Source organism: Azospirillum aestuarii (genome assembly GCF_016632405.1).
GTDB lineage: Bacteria > Pseudomonadota > Alphaproteobacteria > Azospirillales > Azospirillaceae > Azospirillum > Azospirillum aestuarii.
On sequence record NZ_JAEPIV010000008.1, the window covers coordinates 141,223 to 161,885 of the forward strand.

Genomic DNA, 20,663 nt, shown 5'->3' on the forward strand with positions numbered 1-20,663 from the left:
ACCGCGCCGAGGTCGGCGATGACCGCCTCCACCGTGTCGGTCAGGCGGTTGATGCCCGCCGACATCGTCCGGTAGAAGCCGTCCTTGCCGGTCAGATCGAGACGGCGCGACAGGTCGCCCTTCGACACGCCGTCGATCAGCGCGGCGATCTCCTCGCCGATCGCCGTCTCGCGGGCGCGCTGCGCCTCGTCGGCGCGGCGCTCGGCCTCCAGGCGCTCGCGCTCGGCCTCGTCCATCGCCTTTTTCTGGATGGCGTTGTCCTTGAACACCTGCACCGCCTGGGCCATCTGCCCGATCTCGTCGCCGCGGTCGAGGCCGGGAACGGCGACGTCCAGCTTGTCGGCGGCGAGGTCGTGCATGGTCGCGCTCATCGCCCGCACCGCGCCCATCTGGCGGCGGACCAGGAAGAAGCTGACCAGACCGAAGGCCAGCGTGACCAGCGGCGCCACCACCAGGATGGTCCGCTCCACCTCGTCCACCACCCTCATCACGTCGGCCCGCTTCAGCCCGACGAACAGCACGCCGACCACCGAGCCGGAGGCGTCGAGCAGCGGGTCGTAGGAGGTGAAGTAGCGTTCGCCCAGGATGTCGGCCTCGCCGCGGTAGGGCTTGCGCTGCGTGATGACGCTGTCGAAGACCGGCCCGGCGCCCAGCTTCGTGCCGTTGGCCCGGCTGCCGTCTGGGTTCTGCACGGTGGTGGCGACGCGGGTGTCGCCGCGGAACACCGTGGCCGCACCGCCGGTCAGCTCGCGGATCTGGTCGACCATCCGGGTGTCGCCGTCGATCCGCACCGATCCGACGTAAAGCGCGCCGTCGCGCAGGGTGTAGTCGGCGCCGTTCTGCTTCAGCAGCATGTGGGCCAGCGCCATGCTGCGCTCCCGCTGCTCCTGCGCGGAGGCGGCGCTGCGGTCGCTCAGCACCTGGCTGGAGGCCAGCGTCAGCACGATGGCCAGGATGAACAGCCCCAGCACGTTCAGCAGGGACAGTTTGGCGGTCAGGGAGAGGTTTTTCAGCACGTTCGGCCCTATGCGGCAATCGCTCCGCAGCCCTCGCCAACGGAGATAGACAATAAGTCTAATACGGTTTTATCCTTTCGTCCGCGTGCAATTTTTCGGCGATCGATTCCCGTCATCCGTGTGGAAACGCCCCGGCGGACCGCCATGCAGCCGGCGCACGGCCCGTCTTCCTTGGTTGGCGGCGCATGTGGCCCTAGGTTAGGGCAGCCGCTTTTGGCAACCGACACCTTTCCCGGACCTTTCCATGCGCCGCCGCACCAGCAACCCCAGCCCGGCCCCGTCCTATGCGGAGGCCGCGTCCAGCACCGGCGACATGGCGGCGCTGCGCTCGCTCGTTCCCTATCTCTGGCCGCATGATTCCTTCGAGACGAAGCTGCGCGTGGTGGTGGCGCTGGTCCTGCTGGTCGGCGCCAAGGTGGCGAACGTCTGGGTGCCGCTCTTCTACAAGCGGGCGGTCGACGCCCTGTCGCCGGGGGACGCGGGGGCGCTGGTGACCATCCCGCTGGGGCTGATCGTCGCCTACGGTCTGGCGCGGGTGATGTCGCTGGTCTTCGCGGAGCTGCGCGACGCGGTGTTCGCCAACGTCGCCCAGCGCACCATCCGCAAGGTCGCCCTGTCGGTCTTCCAGCATCTGCACGCCCTGTCGCTGCGCTTCCATCTGGAGCGGCAGACCGGCGGCCTGACCCGCTCGCTGGAGCGCGGCACCCGCGCCATCGAGACGCTGCTGCGCTACGCCCTGTTCTCCATCGTGCCGACGCTGGTGGAGATCACGCTGGTCTGCGTGATCCTGTGGCGGATGTTCGACGGCTGGTTCGCGCTGGCGACCTTCGCCACGGTGGGAAGCTACATCGCCTACACCTTCTTCGTGTCGGAATGGCGCATCCAGTTCCGCCGCGCCATGAACGAGACCGACAACAAGGCCAACACCAAGGCGGTGGACAGCCTGCTGAACTACGAGACCGTCAAGTATTTCGGCAACGAGGGGCACGAGGCCCGGCGCTACGACCAGGCGCTGGCCTCCTACGAGCAGGCGGCGGTGAAGAGCCAGCGCAGCCTGTCGCTGCTGAACATCGGCCAATCGGCGATCATCTCGCTGGGGCTGGCGGTGGTCATGGGCATGGCGGCGCGCGGCATCGTCAACGGCACGATGACGCTGGGCGACTTCGTGCTGGTCAACACCTACCTGCTCCAGCTCTACCAGCCGCTGAACTTCTTCGGGGTGGTCTACCGCGAGATCAAGCAGGCGTTGATCGACGTGGAATCCATGGTGACGCTGCTGTCGGTGGACCGCGAGGTGGCCGACCGGCCGGGCGCTCCCCCGCTGGCCATCACGGGGGGCGAGCTGCGCTTCGACGGGGTGGAGTTCGGCTACGACCCGCGGCGGCCGATCCTCAAGGGGGTCAGCTTCACCGTGCCCGCCGGGCGGACGGTGGCCATCGTCGGCCCGTCCGGGGCGGGCAAATCGACCATCGGCCGGCTGCTGTTCCGCTTCTACGACGTGTCGGGCGGCGGCATCCTGATCGACGGGCAGGACATCCGGGAGGTGACCCAGCAATCGCTGCGTGGCGCCATCGGCATCGTCCCGCAGGACACGGTGCTGTTCAACGACACGGTCTATTACAACATCGCCTACGGCCGCCCCGGCGCCAGCCCGGCGGAGGTCGAGCAGGCGGCGCGGCTGGCCCACATCCACAACTTCATCATGGCACTGCCCGACGGCTACGAGACCACGGTGGGGGAACGCGGGCTGAAGCTGTCCGGCGGCGAGAAGCAGCGCGTCGCCATCGCCCGCACCATCCTGAAGAACCCGGCGATCCTGCTGTTCGACGAGGCGACCTCGGCGCTCGACACCCACACCGAGCGGGAGATCCAGGCGAACCTGCGCGAGGTCAGCCGGGGCCGTACCACGCTGGTGATCGCGCACCGCCTGTCCACCGTGATCGACGCCGACGAGATCCTGGTGATGGAGGCCGGGCGTGTGATCGAACGGGGACGCCACATGGAACTGCTGTCGCGCGGCGGCGCCTATGCCGCATTGTGGGCGCGGCAGCAGGAATCCTCGCAAGGGCCGGAACCGGTTCCGGAAGTCCTTGCCCCCACCTGATCCCTTTCCCACCTGAACCCATCATCACGACGGAGCATCCCTTTGGGACCGGTACGGCAGGCGCTGCGCGAGGCGACCCGCGACATCCATGAACGGCTGGACCGGGCGGCGGTCCTGCGCCCGCTGACCAGCCCGTCGATCACGGCAGACGAGTACCGCGACGCCCTGATCGCCTTGCACGGATTCAACTCCCCCATCGAGCGGGCGCTGGGCGAGGGCGCCGAGCGGCTGGACCTGCTGCGCGCCGATCTGGCCGATCTGGGGGTGGACGCGGATTCCCTGCCGGTGGCCGGGGTGCTGCCGGCGCTGGACGGCCTGCCGGCGCGGCTGGCGGCGCGCTACGTGCTGGACGGCTCCGCCCATGGCGGGCGGGCGATGCTGCCCAACGTCACCCGTGCCTTGGGGTTCGACGCCACGCGCGGGGCGCGTTTCCTTGCGTCCGCTGGAATCGACATGGCCGGCCGCTGGAAGGCGCTGCTCGCCCGGCTGGAAAGCGATCTGGACACGCCCGAGTCGGCGCAGGCGGCCTGCGCCACGGCGGTGGCCCTGTTCGCCGCGCTGGAGGTCTGGCTGGACGGGCTGGTCCCGAAGGCCGCCTGATCCAGGACCTGGCCGGCGGATCGACGCAGCGGATCGACGCGGGGGCTTCACCGCGCCCGCCGCGCCCGCTAGGTTCCCTGCATGACCACCGCTCCCGCCCTCAACACCCCCGCCGCGCTCGCCGACGCGGTGCTGCGGGGTGACCGCCGCGCGCTCGCCCGCGCCATCACGCTGATCGAATCGACCCGGCGCGACCACCGTGCCCAGGCCGATTCCCTGCTGGAGACGCTGCTGCCCCACACCGGCAACTCGGTGCGGGTGGGCATTTCCGGCGTGCCGGGGGTGGGCAAGTCGACCTTCATCGAGACGTTCGGGCAGCACGTCATCGCGCGGGGGCACAAGGTGGCGGTGCTGGCCATCGACCCGTCGTCGCAGCGCACCGGCGGCTCCATCCTGGGCGACAAGACCCGCATGGTGGACCTGTCGCGCGAACCGAACGCCTTCATCCGCCCGTCGCCCGCCGGCGCCACGCTGGGCGGCGTGGCCCGCCGCACGCGCGAGGCCATGCTGATCTGCGAGGCGGCGGGCTTCGACGTGATCGTGGTGGAGACGGTGGGCGTCGGCCAGTCGGAGACGGCGGTGGCCGACATGGTCGACCTGTTCATGCTGCTGCTGCTGCCCGCCGGGGGCGACGAGCTTCAGGGCATCAAGAAGGGCATCGTCGAGTTGGCCGACCTCGTGGTCGTCAACAAGGCGGACGGCGACCTCGCCAACACGGCGCGGCATACCGTCGCGGACTACCGCCACGCCCTGACCCTGCTGCGCCATGGCGACTGGCGCGTTCCGGTGCTGAGCTGCTCGGCCATCACCAGGGCCGGCATCGATTCGGTGTGGGAGACCATCGGGGAGCACAAGGCGATCACCGAGGCGTCCGGAGTCCGCGCCACGCGCCGCGCCGAGCAGGCCCGCGCCTGGCTGTGGAGCGAGATCCGCGAGACGCTGGTGGACGCCTTCAAGGCGCATCCCGCCGTGCGCGCCGACCTGTCCGCGCTGGAATCCCGCGTGACCGGCGGCGCCATCACCCCCACCGCCGCTGCACGCGTTTTGCTTGAAAAGTTCCTCGGGCGCCCGGTGGAGTAGGTCCTTTCGGGTATGCTGCACCGCAACATTTCCGTTGCGCCGCGATTCTCCCGTGCATAAGGTGGCGTGGGCGGGAAAGGAGCGTCTTCGCGGCGCTTGGGCGAGAGGTTTGCCCGCAGTCTCCTGGGGTATGAGCCGGAGTTGACTTGTCCGACACCGCCTCCGCGTCGAGTCGTCAACGGGAGACCCTAGGACATGGCCGCCAAATTTCTGGATCTTTTCGAGCGCTTCAACCCCCTGACCATGGGGCCGCTGGCTTTGTCGCCGCTGGGCAAGGCGGGTGCCGAGACCTACGCCGCCCGCAGCACGCGCGTCGCCGGCGTCATGCAGGACGGCTGCCGCCGCCTGCTCGACGGCGTGACCGCCGGCATCGGCGAGACGACGCACCTCGCGGGTGAATTCGCCAAGGTGCGCAGCCCGGCGGACCTCGCCGCCGTGCAGCGCGAATGGGCGACGGTCGCCCAGGCCCGCGTCGTCAACCAGGTGCAGACCGTCCTCGACGTCTCCTCGAAGATCGCCGCCGAACTGGGCGTCAGCCCGGTGGCCCTGACTCCGGCCGCCCCGGCGCCCAAGGCCGCCCCGCTGGCTGCGCCGGTTCCCGCCCCGAAGGTGGAGACCCCAAAGGCCGAGGCGCCCAAGGTCGAGGAGAAGAAGGCCGAGGTGAAGGCGGACGTGAAGGCCGAGCCGGCTCCCGCCCAGGCGCCGAAGAAGGCGCCGGCGGCCCGCAAGGCTCCGGCCAAGGCCGCCGCTCCCAAGGTCGAGGCGCCCAAGGCTGAAGAGAAGAAGGCCGAGACGCCCGCTGCGAAGGCGGAGCCGGTGAAGGCCGAACCGCCAAAGGCCGAACCGCCAAAGGCCGAGGCGGCTCCCGCCCCGGCGCCCAAGGCGGAGGCCCCGAAGGCGGACGTGAAGGCGGACGTGAAGACCGCCCCGAAGGTCGAGGAAAAGAAGGCCGAAGCCCCCAAGGTCGAGGCCCCGAAGGCGGATGCGCCGAAGCCGGAGGCCGCCAAGGCCGCCCCGAAGGCCGCCGCTCCCGCGGCCGAGTGATTCACCGGATCGCGGTCCCCGCCGGCCCGGGGACCGTCGATCGGCGCGCGCCCGTCTCTTCCTTCCTTGACGGGCGCGCGCTTGTTCGACTATAACGCCGCCTCCTTCGGGCGGAATGCTGCCCGGGACCGGGTTTCATTTGCAAAAATAAAGGATCAGTCCGATGGCACGTCGGTGCTCCGTGACCGGTAAGGGCACGCAGTTTGGCAACAACGTCAGCCACGCCAACAACAAGACCCGCCGCCGTTTCCAGCCGAACCTGCAGGAAACCTCGCTGCTGAGCGACGCTCTGGGTCAGATGGTGCGCCTGCGTATCTCCACCAACGCGATCCGTTCGATCGAGCACAAGGGCGGCCTGGACGCCTTCCTGCTCGACGCGAAGGACGACGTCCTCAGCCTGGATGCGCGCCGCCTGAAGCGCCGCATCGCCAAGGCCCAGGACAAGCAGCAGGCCGCCGCGGCCTGAGGCTGACCGCTGGAGGCGCCTGAGCGCTTCCGGCGATTCTGGTGACGTCACCGCGGGGCGGCAAACTCCGCGGTCGGGCGCTACGCCCCACACCAGGACGACTCCGACTCTCGGTTGCACCGAATCCCGGTTGAGAGCGTCGCGCGCATCGCCGAAAGGCTTTGCGCGCGTTTTGTCGTGTCCGGATGCCGGGTTCAGAACGACCGCTGCGCGCCCAGCAGCAGGCGGTAGCGCGGCGAATCGGGGCCGAACCCGACGCCGACCCCGGCTCCCACGGCAAGGTCTTCTCCGACGAGATGCCGGACGCCGGCCTCCACGAAATTGTCGGCTTTGCCGCGCTCCTGCGACTGCTCGCGCACCACGTCGAAGGCCACGGCGGTGGCGGGGCCGACCGGGGCGTTCATCCCGGCGGCCATGATGAAACGGTTCTCGCGCTCGTCCGATGCCGGATCGAACAGATGCCGCCAGGACAGGTTGGCGTGCAGGCGCGGCGCGCCGGCGGCGGTGCCGAGCGGCTGGGTCAGGCGCCCGGTGATCCCGGCCTCGGTCGTCTTGCTCCCCGCCCCGTAGGGGATGCTGACCAGAGGCTCCACCGAGACGCCAAGCCGTCCCTGCGACGGTTCGCGGATGTTGTATTCGGCGGACACCTTGACGTCGCCCTGCTGCGCGTCGTCGGCGTTGCCCACGCGGTAGCCGGGACTGACCTTCAACGCCAGGCCGTTCGCCACGCCGACCTGGAGTTCCGGGTCGAAGGACAGGCGGTTGCGCCCACCATCCCCCTTCAGCCGCTCGAAGAAGGCGCGAACCTTCACGTCGACGCTGCCCTTCTCGATGGCGGCGGCGTCCTCGACGGTGATCGGCAGCTCCGACGACAGCGCCATGCGCTCGTCGTCCTGCGCGCGGGCGGCCCCGGCGGCGGCGAGCAGCCCGGTGGCGAGGGTGAGGCCCGCGAGGGCGGCGTGGCGCATGTCTGCTTTCCCGAACCGGTGGCGTTTGCCGAACAACAGCCGGACGGGGCGAACGGGCCGCGGAGGGGAGGGGGTTACTCCACCGAGTCGGGGTCTTCGGCGTCCACCACCCGCCGGGCGATGTCGTAGGCGAAGCCGGCGCGGCCCAGCGCCGCCAGATCCTTGTCGCGGAACTCCGCGCGCTTGTCCGGCAGGCGGTAGGGGCCGAGCCGGCGGCGGCGGGCCAGCGCCAGGGCGGCGGTCAGGTTCAGGTCGCCCTCGACCTCCTCGTCCAGCGACTCCAGCGCGCGGTCGGCCTCGTCGCGGCCGATGCCCTTGGCGGACAGCTTTTCGCGGATGGCGCGGGTCGAGGTGCCGCGGCGGTGCAGGCTGGCCGCGCGCATCTCCGCATAGGCCGCGTCGTTCAGCAGGCCGCTGCGCAGGTAGCGGGCAATCAGGTCCTCGACCCAGCGGGCGCCCTCCGCCGGGTCGGTGCCATGGGCCTGGGCGGAGCGGTCGACCTTGCGCATCAGCACGCGGCGCAGGCTGGCCGAGGAGCTGGCGAAGCGCTGGAGATAGTGCAGGGCCGCGTTCTCCAGATACTGGGCGGTCACGAGGCGCGGCGGCTTGCGGGCCGGCGGCTGGTCGCGGGTCATGGCTGTCTCCCGTCCGGGGGCGGTTGCCGGAACGGGCGGCGCGCCCTAAAGTCCGGTCCATTCCTGTTGATCGTGGTGCGATGACTCATCCTCTCCCTCCCATGCCCCGCCAGGTCGGCGCCGTCAACTGGGTCGGCCTATGGACCCTCTACGCGCGTGAGGTGCGCCGGTTCCTGAAGGTGCACCAGCAGACCGTCTGGGCGCCCGTGGTCACCACCCTGCTGTTCTACGCCGTCTTCGCGCTGGCGCTGGGCGGTGCGGTGCGGATGATCGGGACGGTGCCCTATCTGGAGTTCCTGGCCCCCGGCCTGATCATGATGGCGATGGCCCAGAACGCCTTCGCCAACACCTCCTCCTCCGTGGTGATCGCCAAGGTCCAGGGCAACATCGTGGACATCCTGATGCCGCCGATGGCTCCGCTGGAGCTGGTCTTCGGCTTCGTCATGGGCGGGGTGACGCGCGGCCTGCTGGTCGGGCTGGTCACCGGGCTGGCGATCTGGGCCTTCGTGCCGATCCGCATTGCCCATCCGGAGTTCGTCATCTTCCACGCCCTGATGGCCTCCATGCTGCTGTCGCTGCTCGGGCTGGTCGGCGGCATCTGGTCGGAGAAGTTCGACAACATCGCGGCGGTCACCAACTTCGTGGTGACGCCGCTGTCCTTCCTGTCCGGCACCTTCTATTCGGTGGAAACGCTGCCGCCGGTCTTCTGGTGGATCGCCCATTTCGACCCGTTCTTCTACATGATCGACGGCTTCCGCTACGGCTTCATCGGGCGGTCGGACGGCACGCTGGGGATCGGGATTCTCGTCATGCTGACCGTCAACGGCGCCCTGTGGTGGCTGGCTTGGCGCATGCTGAAGACGGGCTACAAGCTGAAGGCGTAAATCCGCCGGAATTCGGCCGAATTCAGCCGGTTGGCGTAGCCAATCCGTTGACAGGCTGAAGTGACATCTTGATATTCGACGGTTCCCGGCGGGCGAGGGTGTCCGCCGGGCTTTCCTCATTCGGAGGCTTTCGCTGTGATTCCGGTCGTCATGCCCACATATGCCCGCGCCGACATCGTGTTCGAGCGCGGCGAAGGTCCGTATCTGTACGCGACCGACGGGCGACGATTCCTGGACTTCGCCGCCGGTGTGGCGGTGAACGTCCTCGGCCACGCGAATCCCTATCTGGTCGAGGCGCTGACCGCCCAGGCCCACAAGCTCTGGCACACCTCCAACCTGTTCCGGGTCGCCGGGCAGGAGAGCCTCGCCAAGCGGCTGACCGACGCCACCTTCGCCGACACCGTGTTCTTCACGAACTCGGGCGCCGAGGCGTGGGAGTGCGGCGCCAAGCTGATCCGCAAGTACCATTACGAGAAGGGCGACAAGGCCCGCACCCGCATCATCACCTTCGAGCAGGCCTTCCACGGCCGCACGCTGGCCGCGGTGTCGGCGGCGCAGCAGGAGAAGCTGATCAAGGGCTTCGGCCCGCTGCTCGACGGCTTCGACCTCGTGCCCTTCGGCGATCTGGAGGCGGTGCGCAACGCCGTGACCGACCAGACCGCCGGCATCTGCGTGGAGCCGATCCAGGGCGAGGGCGGCATCCGCGCCGGCTCGGTGGAGTTCCTGCGCGGCCTGCGGGAAATCTGCGACGAGCACGGGCTGCTGCTGTTCCTGGACGAGATCCAGTGCGGCATGGGCCGCACCGGCAAGCTGTTCGCCCATGAGTGGGCCGGCATCACGCCGGACGTCATGGCGGTGGCCAAGGGCATCGGCGGCGGCTTCCCGCTGGGCGCCTGCCTCGCCACCGAGAAGGCGGCGTCCGGCATGACCGCCGGCACCCACGGCTCGACCTACGGCGGCAACCCGCTGGCCACCGCGGTCGGCAACGCCGTGCTGGACAAGGTGCTGGAGCCCGGCTTCCTCGACCATGTGCAGCGCATCGGCGGGCTGCTCCAGGACCGTCTGGCCGGGCTGGTGGCCGAGAACCCGTCGGTCTTCAAGGGCGTGCGCGGCAAGGGGCTGATGCTCGGCCTCGTCTGCGGCCCGGCGGTCGGCGACGTGGTGGCGAAACTGCGCGCCAACGGCCTGTTGTCCGTTCCGGCGGGCGAGAATGTGGTTCGGCTTCTGCCGCCGCTGAACATCGGCGAGGCCGAGGTCGAGGAGGCCGTGTCCATCCTCGCCAAGACCGCCAAGGAGCTGGTGTGATGCCCGCCGTTCGTCATTTCCTCGACATCGACCGGCTGGACAAGGCCACCCTGCGCCAGATCCTCGACATGGCCGTGACCATCAAGAAGGACATCCCGGCCTACCGCTCGCTGTTCGCGGGCCGCACGCTGGCGATGATCTTCGAGAAGCCGTCGACCCGCACCCGCGTCTCCTTCGAGGTGGGCATGCGCCAGCTCGGCGGCGACGTGGTGGTGCTGAAGCCCGACGACATGCAGCTCGGCCGCGGCGAGACCATCGGCGACACCGCCCGCGTGCTGTCCCGCTACGTGGACGCGGTGATGGTCCGCACCATGGGCGAGGAGCGCGTGCACGAGCTGGCCGAGTTCGCCTCGGTGCCGATCATCAACGGCCTGACCGACCAGTCGCACCCCTGCCAGATCATGGCCGACGTGATGACCTTCGAGGAGCATCGCGGCCCCATCGAAGGGCGCACGGTGGCCTGGATCGGCGACGTCAACAACGTGGCGGTGAGCTGGGTCCATGTGGCGGTGCGCTTCGGCGTGGAGATCCGCCTCGGCTGCCCGGAGATCTACGGCCCGGCGCCGGAGCTGTTGGACTGGGTGAAGCGCGAGGGCGGGCGGATCACCGTCACCACCTCGCCCGAGGAGGCCGTGCGCGGCGCCGACTGCGTGGTCACCGACGCCTGGGCCTCCATGCACAACACCGACGTGGACGAGCGGGCGGCGATCCTGTCGCCCTATCAGGTCAACGAGGCGTTGATGGCCCTGGCCGCCCCGGATGCGTTGTTCATGCACTGCCTGCCCGCCCACCGCGGTGAGGAAGTGACCGACGGGGTGATCGACGGCCGGCATTCGGTCGTCTGGGACGAGGCGGAAAATCGCCTGCACGCCCAGAAGGCCATACTGGCATGGTGCCTCGGCGCCACTATCTAAGAGCGCTTGGGGCTAAGAGCCCTTGGAATTTGGCGCGTGGCCCGGCGCCGCCCCCCGTGACGAACGGGAAGGCGGCGCCGGGCCATGGCCTGTCGTAACTTCGAGGACATCATGGACGATCCTTCCGTCCAACCGATCACCGACGATCTCGTTCTGCCCTTCCAGATCGAGGCGTCGCGCCTGCGCGGCCGCATGGTGAAGCTGGGACCCGCGCTGGACGAAATCCTGACCCGCCACGCCTATCCGGAGCCGGTCGCCCGCTTTCTGGCCGAGACGATGACGCTCGCCATGCTGCTGTCCAGCATGCTGAAGTACGACGGCATCTTCACGCTCCAGACCAAGGGCGACGGCCCGGTCCGGCTGATGGTGGCGGACATCACCTCGGTCGGCGACATCCGCGCCTACGCCCAGTTCGACGAGGAAGCGCTGGCCAAGGCCGCCGACGACGTGGCCATCGCCCCGGCGCCGGCCCTGCTCGGCAAGGGCCACATCGCCTTCACCGTGGACCAGGGGCCGAACACCGAGCGCTACCAGGGCATCGTCGAGCTGTACGGCAAGACGCTGGCCGACTGCGTGCAGCATTACTTCCGCCAGTCGGAGCAGATCGACACCGGCCTGACCGTGTCGGTGGACCAGGAAACCCTGCCGGACGGCAGTAAGGGCGCCTGGCGGGCCGGCGGCATCATGATCCAGCGCCTGCCGCAGGACGCCACCGAGAAGGTGCTCGGCTCCGGCGACGAGGATGCGTGGCGCCGCGCCATGGTCCTGCTGTCCAGCACCACCGGCGACGAGCTTCTCGACCCTGAGCTGCCGGCCCGCGACCTGCTGTTCCGCCTGTTCCACGAGGACGGCGTGCGGGTGTGGCAGCCCAAGGCCCTGCGCTTCGGCTGCCGCTGCTCGCGCGAGCGGGTGTCGGACATGCTGTCCAGCCTGCCGCGGGACGAGGTGCAGAGCCTGAAGATCGACGACGGGCGGGTCGAGGTGGTCTGCCAGTTCTGTTCCACCGCCTACCACTTCGACGACGCGGACCTCGACCGGGTCTACGGGACGGCGAAGTAGGGGGCTCCAGGTTCTGGATGCGTTGGGAAGGCGGCGCGGCTATAGTGCCGCGCCGTTTTTCCGTCTCACCGGAGCGATCATGCCCACCCGCCGTTTCGTTCTCGCCGCCGCTCTCGCCACCGTGGCCCTGACGGCCTGCCAGAGCACGCCGCCGCGTCCGGCGTCCCGGCCCATCGATTATTCCAACTTCGGCCCGATCGTCCTGAACGCGGGCGGTGTCGACGTGGTGGACGCCCACCGTCCCGCCGGCACCGCCGTCGACCAGCGCATCCCCCTGCCGCCCGCCGAGGCGGTGCGCCGCTGGGCCAACGAGCGGCTCCAGGCCGCGGGCGGGCCGGGCCGTGTGCGCGTCACCATCCGCGACGCCAGCATCGTCGAGGTTCAGCTTCCCAAGACCGGCGGGGTGAAGGGCTATTTCACCAACGATCAGGCCCAGCGCTACGACGGCCGGATCGAGGTCGAGATCGGCGGCGAGCTGCCCGGCGAAACGACCTTCCGCGGCATGACCAAGGCGACGGTGACCCACTCCACCACGGTGCCGGAGAACATCTCGGTGGCTGATCGCGAGGCGACGTTGCAGGACCTCGTCCGCCGGATGATGGACGATCTGAACGCCCGGCTCGACGCCGGCATCCGCAAGGATCTGGCGCCGATGGTGCGGCGGTAACGTTCGGCAGACGGGTCCCCCACCCTATCCCCTCCCCCGCTGGGCGGGGGAGGGAAGGGGCCCGCGGCGAAGCCGTGGGAAGGGTGGGGGCACCGCCGTTCACCGCCAAACACAAAAAGGGCCGCCCATTGGGCGGCCCTTTCCGTTCCGATCCGTCCGGACCCGCTGATTAGTAGCGGTAGTGGTCCGGCTTGAACGGGCCTTCGACCTTCACGCCGATGTACTCGGCCTGCTTGGCGGAGAGCGTGGTCAGCTTGGCGCCGATCTTGTCCAGATGCAGGCGGGCGACCTTCTCGTCCAGGTGCTTCGGCAGGACGTAGACCTTGTTCTCGTAGCTGGCGGCGTTGGTCCACAGCTCGATCTGGGCCAGCACCTGGTTGGTGAAGCTGGCGCTCATCACGAAGCTCGGGTGGCCGGTGGCGCAGCCCAGGTTCACCAGGCGGCCCTGGGCCAGGACGATCAGGCGCTTGCCGTCGGGGAAGACGACCTCGTCAACCTGCGGCTTGACCTCTTCCCACTTGTAGTTGCGAAGAGCCTCGATCTGGATCTCGCTGTCGAAGTGGCCGATGTTGCAGACGATGGCGCGGTCCTTCATCTGGCGCATGTGGTCCAGCGTGATGACGTCCACGTTGCCGGTCGCGGTGACGAAGATGTCGCCCTGCGGGGCGGCCTCGTCCATCGTGACGACCTGATAGCCTTCCATGGCGGCCTGGAGCGCGGTGATCGGGTCGATCTCCGTCACCAGGACGCGCGCGCCCTGCGAGCGCAGCGAGGCGGCGGAGCCCTTGCCCACGTCGCCGTAGCCGGCGACCACGGCGACCTTGCCGGCCACCATCACGTCGGTGGCGCGCTTGATGCCATCGACCAGCGACTCGCGGCAGCCATAGAGGTTGTCGAACTTCGACTTGGTGACGCTGTCGTTCACGTTGATGGCCGGAACCTTCAGCGTGCCCTTCTTCATCATCTCATAGAGACGGTGGACGCCGGTGGTGGTCTCCTCCGACAGGCCGCGGACCTCGGCCAGCATCTCCGGATACTTGTCGTGCATGATCTGGGTGACGTCGCCGCCGTCGTCCAGGATCATGTTCGGGGTCCAACCATCGGGACCACGGAGCGTCTGCTCGATGCACCACCAGAACTCCTCCTCCGTCTCGCCCTTCCAGGCGAAGACCGGGATGCCGGCGGCGGCGATGGCGGCGGCGGCCTGGTCCTGGGTCGAGAAGATGTTGCAGGACGACCAGCGGACGGTCGCGCCGAGAGCGGTCAGCGTCTCGATCAGCACGGCGGTCTGGATGGTCATGTGCAGGCAGCCGACGATGCGGGCGCCGGACAGCGGCTTGGACTCGCCGAATTCCGCGCGCAGCGCCATCAGGCCGGGCATCTCGGTCTCGGCGATGGTGATTTCCTTGCGGCCCCACTCGGCGAGGCTGATGTCCTTGACCTTATAGTCGGTGAAGTTGGCGGGCGCGGCCATCGGGGGGTCTCCTGCGCGGCTGTTTGCGGGACAGCAATGAAAAGGGGCGGGCGCACCGGCCCGCTGTGGCGTTGGTGTAGCAGCGCCATCCGGACCCCGCAAGCATAAAGATATCTTTATGTTTGCGGGCGGGTCGTTTGGACTTTCCCCCTTCGGCGCGGTGGACCTTTTTCCGGGAGGCCGGCGTTCCCATAACCGTTCTGCGGCGGACGGAAGGCAAGGGACGGGCGATGGCGCTGGCAGGTTTGAGGGCACCCGGCTTCTGGACGAGGCTCGGCCGGCACGAGTTGCGGCTTCTCGTCGGCATGGCGGTCAGCGCCGGGCTGATGCTGGCCTTCGCCCTGCTGGCCGGCGAGGTGATCGAGGGCGAGACGGCGGCCTTCGACCGCGCGGTGCTGATGGCGCTGCGGGTGGCCGGCGACCCGGCGATGCCGCTGGGGCCGCCCTGGCTGCAGAACGCGGCGCGCGACGTCACGGCGCTGGGCAGCATCACCGTGCTGTCGCTGATCACCGCGGTCACGCTGGGCTTCCTGCTGCTTCGGGGAAAGCGCGGGGCGTCGCTTCTGGTGCTGCTGTCGGTCGGCGGCGGCATGGCGATCAGCGGCCTGTTGAAGAATCAGATCGGCCGGGATCGTCCGGACATCGTCCCCCACGGCGACATCGTCTTCACCGCCAGCTTCCCCAGCGGCCATTCGCTGCTGTCGGCGGTCGTCTTCCTGACGCTGGGCGCGATGCTGGCGCGCTTCGTCGAGGGGAAGCGGCAGAAGGCCTACGTGCTCGTCGTGGCGATGGCGGTGACGCTGCTGGTCGGGTGCAGCCGCGTCTATCTGGGCGTCCATTGGCCGACCGACGTCCTGGCGGGCTGGTGCGTCGGGGCGGGCTGGGCCGCGCTGTGCTGGCTCGTCGCCCTGTGGCTGCAAAGACGCGGTGCGGTCGAACCGGAGGATGAAGCCGGAACGGTGCCGGATCGCACTTGACCCCACCCGGCCTCAGCCGATATTTCGGGTGATCCCGTCGTTCAACCCACAGCATGTCGATGTCCGAAGGCGCACTAGACCGTGAAACCCTGCAAGCCGTCGGCGTGCTGAAGCGCGCCGTGGACGAGGCGCGGGTGCCGGGTGTGCTGGAGTTCCGGATGCTCGCCAGCGCGCTGGACCGCACGCTGGAAACGGAAGACCTGCATGAACTGAACGAGGCCAAGCGCGTTTACGAAACGCTGGACGGCGAATGCCGGACGCTGGTCGTGGAGCGCGCCACCAGCCTCGCCCATGCCGAGGCCGCCGAACGGCGGGCTCCGCTTGATGAGGTGGAGGCCGAGGTCGTCCCCGTCGCCGCGGCGAAGCCGCAACCCCCGGCGTTGCCGCCCTTGGCGCCGCCAGCGGGCCCGCCGCCCGGCCTGCGCGGTGGCAGGACGATGCGCCCGGCCACCGGCTTCCTGGCGGCGCTGAACGGCGTGCGCTCCGCCGCGCGGAGCCAGCCGCCGGGCCAGCCCCAAGCGGGGCAACCGAAGGCGGACGGGGCGCCGGACAGCCGCGCCACCGCGAAGTCGCGGCTGATGGCGGCGGTGGAGGAGCGGCGCGAAAGCGACCACGGCGCGCGGCTTCATTCCGGCGGGCCGGTGCCGGACAGAGACTGATTCAGATAGGATGATCACGGAATGACAGCGTTCAGGGTCGGGGATCAGGTGACGATCCACAACAGCCAGACCGGCCCGGAGAGGATCGCCACGGTCGATGCCTTCACCGAGGGCAACCGCTGCATGGTGCTGTCCGACGGCACCAAATGGCGGGCGGACGGGCAACGCCAGTGGCGTGTCGGCAGCGGCTACTACAAGGGTCCGGTGGTCGAGCGGACGCGCCCCGGCGACGTCGACATCGTGACCCGGCGCCGCGCCATCGGCGTGATCCGCAAGTTCGCCCAGGACCTGAACATGGAAAGCCCGTTCGACGCGGCGGCGCTGACCCGCATCGTCGAGCGGATTCAGGCGGAGCAGGCCGCGGCCCCCAAGCCCGAAGCGTCCGAAGACTGAGCTTACAAAGCCCGCCTCCCCTTCTTTCCAGTGAAGAAGGGGAGAGCCATGCGTGTTGCGTTCGCATGCGAATGCGTATCATTATCATGGTATGCAGCCGTGAAACGGCCAGGCAACCGCATTCGGGCTGAATTCACATGACGGTCAAGAGGAAGGACGGGGCGCCGCGCCCGGAGCCGAAGCTGTCCGGTCCGCGGCGGACGGCCGCCGTCAACCAGGAGAACCGGCTGTCACGCGGACGTCTGATCGTCGCGCTGGACGCGCTGCTGTCGAAACGGAACGTCACGCTGGCCGCCCGCGACCTCGGTCTTCAGACGTCGGCGCTCAGCCGGCTCCTGGCGCAGATGCGCGAGGAGTTCGGCGATCCCCTGTTCATCCGCTCCGGCCGCGGTCTCGTGCCCACGCCCTTCGCCGAAGCGTTGCGCCCGCGCGTCCAGGCGATGGCCCGTGGGATCGACGGTTTGTTCGAACCGTCGGCGGAACGCCCGGCCGTCGACGAGACCTTCGATCCCCGCTGGAACGTGCCGACCGGCATCGACGCGCCGCCGCTCCAGGTGCGGCCCGCCGGCCTGCTGGAGGGGCAGCCGTCCCCGGCGCAACTCGACGCGAAGCTGGCGACGATCGCGCCGGATGCCTCCGCGCAGGACCGTCTGGCCCGCCACATCGGCGTGCTGGGCATCGCCGGTGGCGGCCACGGGCGCCCCCTGACCGCCGAGGAGGCGGAGGAGGCGATGACCATCATCCTGGCGGGCGAGGCCGATCCGGTCCAGGTCGGCGCGCTTCTCGGCATGATGCGGATGCGCGGCTCGACCGCGCCGGAACTCGCCGGACTGGTGCGGGCGATGCGGGCGCACGTCGCCGCCGGGCTGGGCCGGACGATCCAGGCGGACATCGACTGGCCCTGCTTCACCTCGCCCAACTACCACAACCCGCCCTGGTTCTTCCATGCGGCGCGGCTGGTCGTGCAGGCCGGTCACCGGGTGCTGCTGCACGGCGGCACGGGGTGCAGCGCGGCGTCCGGCCGGTACGAGTTCATCGCGCCCACCGTGGGCATCCCGGTCTGCACCAACGCGCGCGAGATCGCCGCGGCGCTGGCGGCGCAGCGGATCGCCTACGCGCCGCTGGCCGCCCTGTCCCCGCAGATCTACCGGCTGATCGGGCTGCACCGGCTGACCCAGACCCGCTCCGCCGTGTTCGAGGCGGTGCATCTGCTGAAGCCGGCCAAGGCCAAGACTTCCCTGTTGGGCGCGGCGAAGCCGACCTATCGGGAACTGCACCGCGACGCCGCCCTCATCCTGGGCTGGAAGCACATGGCCGTGCTGGGCAGCGTGCGCGACGTCGCCCAGTTCACGCCTTTCCGTTCCTCCTCCATTCACCGTCTGGTCAACGGCGAGGCGGAGGATCTCATCCTGCCCGCCTGCATGGAGGAGCCGCCGCCCACGCCGCGCCCGCGCGGCACCAGCCTGGAATATTGGCAGGGTGTGTGGACCGGCGCGGTGCGCGACGCGCGGGCGGAGCGCATCATCGTCGGCACCGCGGCCTTCGCCCTGTTCGCCCTTCCCGGCGCCACCGGACCAGCCTTCGCCGACGCCCTGCGGCTGGCCGAGCAACTCTGGAAGGCCCGTCTCGGGCAGACCGCGATGGCGGCCCGGATTCCGTCCTGACGTACAAGAGACGTCCGGTCTGCGGTACCCCAGCATGTTGAGAATAATTCTTATTATCGGAGTTGCTGCTTTGCAACAGTCCGATCCCTCCCGTTGCCGCGGGCGCCTTTGAGAGCTCCTGATCAGACATTTTAAATCGTTGGAATACATACAAAAAATGCCTTCGGATCGGTGCCTGTGCAGGCCACCGGACGGTTGGTGATGAGCCTCCGCCAAAGAGCATACCCCTGCATGCGTCGGGGCCGAATGACGGTGATTTTGCAATTTAGAATTATTCTGAATGATCGCCGTTGATGGGGGCTACTCCCCGCTTGGTAGATACCGGCCGCTGATCGGCGCATCCGCCACGACGATTTCTCGGGAGAGCCTCATGTTGCAATCGAATGTCCCCGACCGCCTCCGACCCATCATCGCCGGCGCCGCCGCGACGGCGGGGCTGGCGATGTCCTTCTCCACCCTGGCGACCGTGGCCGAGGCGCAGACGGCCGGTGCGGGGGCCGGTTCGGGGACCGGGACCGCGCCGGGCACCGCGGCCGGCGCCGCCACCGTCCTCGACCCGGTGCGGGTCGGCGCCGACCGCCCGGCGGACAGCGGCAACGTGAACGCCAAGCCCACCGGCATCTCCCGTCTGCCCGACACGGTCAAGGACACGCCCCGCGTCGTCAACGTCGTTCCGGAAGAGATCATCGAGCAGCAGCGCGCGACGACCCTGGAGCAGGTCCTGCGCAACGTCCCCGGCATCACCATCTCCACCGGCGAGGGCAACGGCGGCCAGAACGGCGACCAGTTCCGCATCCGCGGCCTGACCGCCCGCGGCGACATCTACACCGACGGCCTGAAGGATTTCGGCGTCTACACCCACGACGTCTTCAACACCGAATCCGTGCAGGTCTTCAAGGGGCCGTCGGGCAACGGCTTCGGCGTCGGCAACTCCGGCGGCGTCATCAACCAGGGCACCAAGAAGGCGGGGCTTGAGAAGCGCTACAACGTCGAGCAGTCGGTCGGTTCCGGCCCCACCTACCGCACCACGGTGGACGTGAACCAGCCGATCAACGAGACGACCGCGCTGCGCTTCAACGGCCTGTACCACGACCAGGACGTCGCCGACCGCGACAAGGTCGAGGCGAAGCGCAAGGGCATCGCCGCCGACCTGGGCGTGGGCCTCGGCACCCCGACGACCTGGCACATGAACTACGCCTACCTGAACGGCGAGAAGACGCCGGACATGGGCCAGCCCATGATCCGCGGCCGCGACGGCATCGTCCGCCCGGCACCCGAGTTCGGGCTCGACCGGTCCACGTCCTACGTCCGCAATCTGGACCGTGACGACACCGACAACCACATCGTGACCTCGACCCTGGCCCACGAGGTCAGCAAGACCCTGTCCTTCTACAACGACAGCCGCTACAGCCATTACGACCGCGATTTCGTTTCCACGGCTCCCTCGGCGCTGACCGCCGCGGCCAACACCGCCTTCCTGAACGGCGGCAACCCGGTGATCGGCTATGGTGCCGGTGGCGGCATGGCCTTCAAGCAGAAGGGCTGGGGCGTCCAGAACGTCGCGGGCGTGAAGGCGGAGGGCAATTTCCTCGGCCTCTACCACAAGGTCAACGGCGGCCTGGACCTCAGCTATCAGAAGGACGAGCGGCGCGGCGGCACCTGGGTCAACCGCACCAACACCCAGACCATCCGCAACCCCAGCCACAACTACCCGGCCAACGCCTTCATCACCTATCCGGCGACCGGCGTGCGCGAGTCCAGCGTCGCCAACACCGGCCTGTTCGTCACCGACCGCGTGTGGCTGTTCGACCAGCTTTCGGTGCAGGGCGGCCTGCGCTGGGATTACTTCCGCACCACCTTCAAGTCCGCCGACCCGGCGGTGGTCGGCGGTAACGAGACCACCCGCACGCTCAGCCCGTCCGCCAGCCTGATCTACGAGCCGACGAAGGACGTGTCGCTGTACGTCTCCTACGCGCGCTCCAACAAGCCGATCGGCGTGGACATCGCGGCGCAGGTCACCAACGGCACGGCGGAGACCCCGCGCAACGGGCGTGACTTCGATCCGGAAAAGACCGACCTGTACGAGATCGGTGGCAAGGCCGATTTCCTCGGCGGGCGGCTGGGCCTGAACGGCGCCCTGTTCCAGATCGAGAAGAGCAACACCTACTCGGTCGATCCGGCCACCGGCACGGTCACCGACGGCTTCTCCGAGGCCGGCCTGGGCACCCGCATCCGCGGCTTCGAAGCGGGGGTGAGCGGCAAGGTGGTCGAGGGCTGGAGCGTCTACGCCAGCTACGCCTACCTCGACGGCGAGATCAAGGAGTCGCGCACCAACGCGGCGGTCGTCGGCAACGAGGCGCCGAACGTGCCGAAGCACAACGCCAGCCTGTGGACGACCTACGAGTTCGCCGCCGGCTTCGTGCCCGGCAAGGTCATGGTCGGCGGCGGCGTCCAGTACGCCTCGGAATACTGGGCCGACAGCGCCAACACCGCGCGCGTGCCGGAGACGGTCTCGCTGGACAGCGTGGTGTCCTACGAGATCAACAACCTCTCCCTGGCGCTCAACGCCTACAACCTGACCGACCACCGCAACTACGCCTCGGCCTTCAACGCCTCGCGCGCGGTTCCGGCCTCGGGCCGCACCTTCATGCTGACCGCCGGCGTCACCTTCTGATCCCGGCCAGGCCGGACCGTGTTCCCGGACCATCCTCCGGGGGGCCGGTCCGGCCTTCTTCTTCTGCAAAAGGATTCCTC

The 20,663-nt window shown here is 69.1% G+C and carries 19 protein-coding genes; 15 read left to right on the plus strand and 4 right to left on the minus strand.

All coding sequences use genetic code 11. The features are described 5' to 3' along the window. Window positions 1–1,016, minus strand: a 1,016-nt coding sequence (locus tag JJL56_RS33140; RefSeq protein WP_345772591.1) for a cache domain-containing protein, incomplete at its 3' end; no start/stop codon positions are given. Window positions 1,017–1,260: 244 nt separating this feature from the next. Between JJL56_RS33140 and JJL56_RS16475 the strand changes: the two genes are divergently transcribed. From JJL56_RS16475 to rpmB, 5 genes are all read left to right on the plus strand, one after another. After that, window positions 1,261–3,120, plus strand: a complete 1,860-nt coding sequence (locus JJL56_RS16475) for an ABCB family ABC transporter ATP-binding protein/permease (protein ID WP_282188934.1) — start codon at window positions 1,261–1,263, stop codon at window positions 3,118–3,120. A 42-nt stretch (window positions 3,121–3,162) separates the two neighbouring features. Next, entirely contained in the window at window positions 3,163–3,720 is a 558-nt protein-coding gene (locus JJL56_RS16480; RefSeq protein ID WP_145628984.1) for a biliverdin-producing heme oxygenase, read from the plus strand. A gap of 81 nt (window positions 3,721–3,801) precedes the next feature. After that, complete coding sequence (gene meaB, locus JJL56_RS16485) at window positions 3,802–4,800, plus strand: methylmalonyl Co-A mutase-associated GTPase MeaB (RefSeq protein ID WP_200485656.1); 999 nt, start codon at window positions 3,802–3,804, stop codon at window positions 4,798–4,800. Between the two features lie 195 nt (window positions 4,801–4,995). Beyond that, on the plus strand, window positions 4,996–5,844 hold the full coding sequence (locus JJL56_RS16490) for a phasin family protein (RefSeq protein ID WP_200485657.1): 849 nt from the start codon (window positions 4,996–4,998) through the stop codon (window positions 5,842–5,844). A gap of 163 nt (window positions 5,845–6,007) precedes the next feature. After that, complete coding sequence (gene rpmB, locus JJL56_RS16495; RefSeq protein ID WP_145628978.1) at window positions 6,008–6,310, plus strand: 50S ribosomal protein L28; 303 nt, start codon at window positions 6,008–6,010, stop codon at window positions 6,308–6,310. Between the two features lie 194 nt (window positions 6,311–6,504). Here the strand turns inward: rpmB and JJL56_RS16500 are convergent, their stop codons facing one another. Next, entirely contained in the window at window positions 6,505–7,278 is a 774-nt protein-coding gene (locus tag JJL56_RS16500) for a hypothetical protein (protein ID WP_247891103.1), read from the minus strand. 74 nt (window positions 7,279–7,352) lie between these two features. After that, window positions 7,353–7,913: a regulatory protein RecX gene (locus tag JJL56_RS16505; protein WP_145628976.1), complete on the minus strand. Its 561-nt coding sequence runs from the start codon at window positions 7,911–7,913 to the stop codon at window positions 7,353–7,355. 80 nt (window positions 7,914–7,993) lie between these two features. Here JJL56_RS16505 and JJL56_RS16510 point away from each other — a divergent pair, with 80 nt between their 5' ends. The 5 genes from JJL56_RS16510 (at window position 7,994) to JJL56_RS16530 (ending at window position 12,742) form a co-directional block, all read left to right on the plus strand. After that, a complete protein-coding gene (locus JJL56_RS16510) occupies window positions 7,994–8,797 on the plus strand; it encodes an ABC transporter permease (RefSeq protein WP_200485658.1) in 804 nt (267 codons plus the stop codon). 150 nt (window positions 8,798–8,947) lie between these two features. Next, window positions 8,948–10,102, plus strand: coding sequence for an aspartate aminotransferase family protein (locus JJL56_RS16515; RefSeq protein ID WP_200485659.1), 1,155 nt, complete (start codon window positions 8,948–8,950; stop codon window positions 10,100–10,102). Next, window positions 10,102–11,016: an ornithine carbamoyltransferase gene (gene argF / locus JJL56_RS16520; RefSeq protein ID WP_200485660.1), complete on the plus strand. Its 915-nt coding sequence runs from the start codon at window positions 10,102–10,104 to the stop codon at window positions 11,014–11,016. Before JJL56_RS16515 ends, argF begins: the two co-directional genes overlap by 1 nt. A gap of 111 nt (window positions 11,017–11,127) precedes the next feature. Continuing rightward, complete coding sequence (locus JJL56_RS16525) at window positions 11,128–12,075, plus strand: Hsp33 family molecular chaperone (RefSeq protein ID WP_244947925.1); 948 nt, start codon at window positions 11,128–11,130, stop codon at window positions 12,073–12,075. Between the two features lie 79 nt (window positions 12,076–12,154). Then, on the plus strand, window positions 12,155–12,742 hold the full coding sequence (locus tag JJL56_RS16530; RefSeq protein ID WP_145628968.1) for a hypothetical protein: 588 nt from the start codon (window positions 12,155–12,157) through the stop codon (window positions 12,740–12,742). Window positions 12,743–12,911: 169 nt separating this feature from the next. Here the strand turns inward: JJL56_RS16530 and ahcY are convergent, their stop codons facing one another. Further along, window positions 12,912–14,216: an adenosylhomocysteinase gene (ahcY, locus tag JJL56_RS16535; protein ID WP_145628966.1), complete on the minus strand. Its 1,305-nt coding sequence runs from the start codon at window positions 14,214–14,216 to the stop codon at window positions 12,912–12,914. Between the two features lie 230 nt (window positions 14,217–14,446). Between ahcY and JJL56_RS16540 the strand changes: the two genes are divergently transcribed. The 5 genes from JJL56_RS16540 (at window position 14,447) to JJL56_RS16560 (ending at window position 20,583) form a co-directional block, all read left to right on the plus strand. Further along, window positions 14,447–15,193, plus strand: coding sequence for a phosphatase PAP2 family protein (locus JJL56_RS16540; protein WP_186453062.1), 747 nt, complete (start codon window positions 14,447–14,449; stop codon window positions 15,191–15,193). A 53-nt stretch (window positions 15,194–15,246) separates the two neighbouring features. Continuing rightward, window positions 15,247–15,852, plus strand: a complete 606-nt coding sequence (locus JJL56_RS16545; protein WP_247890458.1) for a hypothetical protein — start codon at window positions 15,247–15,249, stop codon at window positions 15,850–15,852. Between the two features lie 21 nt (window positions 15,853–15,873). Next, window positions 15,874–16,245 (plus strand): hypothetical protein, encoded by a 372-nt coding sequence (locus JJL56_RS16550; RefSeq protein ID WP_145628964.1) that lies wholly within the window; start codon window positions 15,874–15,876, stop codon window positions 16,243–16,245. Window positions 16,246–16,382: 137 nt separating this feature from the next. Then, window positions 16,383–17,909 (plus strand): glycosyl transferase family protein, encoded by a 1,527-nt coding sequence (locus tag JJL56_RS16555; protein WP_200485661.1) that lies wholly within the window; start codon window positions 16,383–16,385, stop codon window positions 17,907–17,909. Between the two features lie 370 nt (window positions 17,910–18,279). Beyond that, entirely contained in the window at window positions 18,280–20,583 is a 2,304-nt protein-coding gene (locus JJL56_RS16560; RefSeq protein WP_200485662.1) for a TonB-dependent receptor, read from the plus strand. Window positions 20,584–20,663: the final 80 nt, after the last annotated feature.